Raw genomic sequence first — 3,878 nt, 5'->3', positions numbered from 1 at the left:
AGTTTGTCCACGAGTGAATAAACCAGAACCGTGTGTACGTGGTAATAAGCCAACTTCTGAAGCCAATGGACGGATTTCGTCAATTTTACGACCATCAGGACGAACTTTATCGTCAGTAATTAAACGACGGACTTCTTTATATTCTAATTGGTGAGCGATTTGGCGCACTTGGTCCATTAATTTCGCAACATCTTCATGTTCTGCATATAATTCGCTGTAGTGGTCGATAATCGCTGCTTTAACCGCTTCGATATTTTCTTCACGTTCCAACTTGTCAAAAGTTTGGATAGCGTCAACCATTTGTTGGTTGTATTGTGCTGTTACTTCAGCAACCAATACATTGTCCGGTGTATTTAATTGGACGTCCATTTTTTCTTGACCAACTTTTTCACGGATCTCGTCTTGGAAGTAGCACAATTCACGAATTGATGTGTGCCCAAACATTAAGGCTTCAAGCATTTCTGTTTCAGATAACTCTGCAGCTGAAGACTCTACCATATTGATGGCATCTTTAGAACCAGCAACAATTAACTCTAAATCAGATTGTGCTTGCTGTTCTACTGTTGGGTTAATCACCAAATCGCCATTTACACGACCAACATTTACCCCTGCAATAGGACCGTCAAAAGGGATATCTGAGATTGTTAAGGCTGCTGATGAACCAAACATTGCTGCCATTTCTGGTGAACAATCTGGGTCTACTGATAAAACAGTATTAATCACTTGAACTTCATTGGTAAACCCTTCGTCAAACATTGGACGGATTGGACGGTCAATCAAACGTGCTGTTAATGTTGCATGCTCGCTTGGGCGACCTTCACGTTTAATGTAGCCACCAGGAATTTTACCTACTGAGTACATTTTTTCTTCATAGTTTACTTGTAATGGGAAGAAGTCTTGCCCTGGCTTAGCTTCTTTTGCCCCTACAACGGCAGTTAATACGACAGTATCTCCGTAACGAACCAATACCGCTGCATTGGCTTGTTTAGCTACCTGACCGTATTCGATCGATAATGGGCGGCCGGCCCAATTCATTTTAAACACTTGCTTTTCTTCCATGTTCTAACATGCTCCTTTATTTGCATACTGCCAACAAGTTTGCTACTAAACAAATTTCTAAGATCAAGACTTGATACTCACAAATTTGCATAGTAGTGAACAACTGTTGGCGCTTTTATTCCATACTAGTTTATTTTCCTATAAAAAGGGTTAAAAATCAACAAAAGCGAGACACAAAAGTATCCCGCTTTAAGATCATATTTATAAGAATTAACGACGTAAGCCTAATGCTTTGATTAATTCACGGTAACGTTGAACATCTTTGTTACGTAAGTAAGCTAACAAGTTACGACGGTGACCAACTTTTTTCATTAAACCACGGTAAGAATGGTGGTCTTTTTTGTGCGTACGTGCATGTTCGTTAAGAGAGTTGATATCTTCAGTTAAGATAGCGATTTGTACCTCTGGGCTACCAGTATCTCCTTCGTGACGTGCAAATTGTTGGATTAATTCGTTTTTACGTTCTTTTGAAATTGCCATGTGACAACACCTCTTTCATAATATTCGCCGTAAACTGCGACAAGCGTTGGTGATTCAACTCGCGAAGTAAACGGTCATCTGACATTATACACATAATCAACTTATAATGCAAATGGATTCTCCAAAAAATCATCCGCCGTTATTCCCTTGCGAAATGTTCATACAATATATACAATAAAGCTTAATATCGACATGGAGGCAAGCAATGAAAAAAGATCCAATTCTACCTTATTTAATAGCATCCACCATCACCGCAATACCCTTTATTTTAATCTGTTTAACAGCAATGATTGACGTTGATTTTTTGACAGTAATCGACCAAAATATTGGCCAACATCTCTATCAATGGGGCCCAGCGCCTTTTACAACGTTTGTACAATCTTTCACCCTCATTGGTAATGCCCAAGGAATCATTCCTCTCACGATGATTGTTGCCGGTATTTTCTACTATATTAGTCGAAAATGGCAAGTATTACTGTGGATAGTTTTCACTATTCTAGTTGGCGCTGGCCCTGTTGTTGCGCTAATTAAACATATTATTCAAAGGACGCGCCCTTCCTACGTGACGCACCTTGTTGACCAAGGGGGCTATTCCTTCCCTTCTGGACATGCAACTGGCGCAGTACTAGCGTGGGGAACCCTAGCTTTCTTAATTTGGTATTATTTTAAAGATAAGTACCCAAAGATGGTAACCTACTCAATTGGCTTTACTTTCTTCATGGCGGTTGCCATCAGTGCATCTCGATTATACCTTGGCGTCCACTATCTATCTGACATCATCGCCGGCTGGTCTATAGGTGCTACTTGGTTAATCCTTTGCTTGAATTACTTTAACCTTTTCATAGCAGAAAAAAAGCATCGGAAACTGCAATAAAGGATACTAGCTTAAAAGCAGAATAGTCAAAGAAAAAGGCACCGCCGACAAAGCGATGCCTTTTTTGTTATTAAAAATCTTATGAAATATCGAACGCAAGCTACGCTTACTTTATAGCTAAGACAAGTAATAGCTATTTCTTCATTTCTGCTTTTAATTCCATAATAATGTCACGAAGTTCAGCCGCTTTTTCGAAATTTAAGTCCTTGGCAGCTTGTTTCATTTCTAATTCCACATTCCGTAGAGCTTGTTCTCTATCATCCCGTTTTAAAGCCCGTAATTGTTCTGTTAAGGAATTACTCATTTCTTCAGAATTCACGTGGGTAATCCGAATAGCATCACGAATTTCTTTCTTGATTGTTTGCGGTACAATCCCATGTTCCTTGTTATAAGCTTGTTGGATAGCACGACGACGGGCCGTTTCATCCATTGCCCGACGCATAGAGTCGGTGATACCATCTGCATACAGAATTACATGACCATTTTGATTACGTGCTGCCCGTCCAATAGTTTGGATCAGCGACCGTTCATTACGCAAGAATCCTTCCTTATCCGCATCTAATATCGTGACTAAGGATACTTCAGGTACATCTATTCCCTCACGCAATAAGTTAATCCCAATCAGTACATCGAATACACCTAGACGTAAGTCACGAATAATTTCTGTACGTTCTAACGTCTTGATATCAGAATGCAGATATTTCACCTTAATGCCCACTTCTTCCAAGTAGTCAGTCAGGTCTTCTGCCATTCGTTTCGTTAAAGTGGTGATAAATACCCGTTCTTCACGTTCAATTCGGCCATTAATCTCACTAATAATGTCATCAATTTGACCTTCAATTGGACGAACTTCCACAGTAGGATCAAGCAGGCCGGTTGGTCGAATGATTTGTTCTACAATGTCATCTTCGCCTGCTTTTTCTACTTCATAATCCGCTGGTGTTGCGGATACGTATAGGGTCTGGTTTAATTTTCCTTCAAACTCTTCTAATTTTAATGGTCGGTTATCCAAGGCTGAAGGTAATCGGAAACCATGGTCAATTAAAACTTGTTTTCTAGCCTTATCTCCGTTATACATTCCGCGCACCTGTGGCATTGTCATATGTGACTCATCCACCATTAATAAGAAATCTTCTGGGAAGAAATCAAGCAAGGTATATGGTGCTTCCCCAGGTTTACGCCCATCCATATGACGAGAGTAATTTTCGATCCCGTTACAGTAACCCATTTCAAGAAGCATTTCGATGTCATACCGGGTACGTTGTTCTAAACGTTGCGCTTCAAGCAACTTCCCTTCATCATTCAACTCTTTCAAACGATCTTCTAATTCCGCCTCAATTGATTTAACAGATTTCTCTACTTGTTCATGGTCCACCACAAAGTGAGTCGCTGGATAAATGGGAAAATGTTCTACTTCAGACTGGACTTCACCTGTTAAAGCATCCACTTCACGAATGCGGTCAAC

The 3,878-nt window shown here is 40.1% G+C and carries 3 protein-coding genes and 1 pseudogene; 1 reads left to right on the top strand and 3 read right to left on the bottom strand.

The window, feature by feature from the left end:
* Positions 1–1,059 (bottom strand): annotated as a pseudogene (locus ACRCJ0_RS10375) (polyribonucleotide nucleotidyltransferase); the annotation flags it as partial.
* Positions 1,060–1,269: 210 nt separating this feature from the next.
* Positions 1,270–1,539 carry a 30S ribosomal protein S15 gene (rpsO, locus tag ACRCJ0_RS10370; RefSeq protein WP_003142464.1) on the bottom strand — a complete coding sequence of 90 codons (270 nt, stop codon included), beginning with the start codon at positions 1,537–1,539 and terminating at the stop codon, positions 1,270–1,272.
* A gap of 205 nt (positions 1,540–1,744) precedes the next feature.
* On the opposite strand from rpsO, the gene ACRCJ0_RS10365 reads away from it, so the two are divergent.
* The gene (locus ACRCJ0_RS10365) at positions 1,745–2,413 is read left to right on the top strand and encodes a phosphatase PAP2 family protein (protein ID WP_431390387.1); all 669 of its coding nucleotides are present in this window, start codon (positions 1,745–1,747) and stop codon (positions 2,411–2,413) included.
* 133 nt (positions 2,414–2,546) lie between these two features.
* Here ACRCJ0_RS10365 and ACRCJ0_RS10360 read toward each other — a convergent pair.
* The coding region (locus ACRCJ0_RS10360; protein ID WP_431390386.1) for a helicase-related protein at positions 2,547–3,878 on the bottom strand (1,332 nt) is incomplete at its 5' end.

This window comes from Aerococcus sp. L_32, from assembly GCF_050689315.1.
Note: the sequence above shows the minus strand (reverse complement) of the source record. Positions and strands in the feature narration are given on the sequence as shown.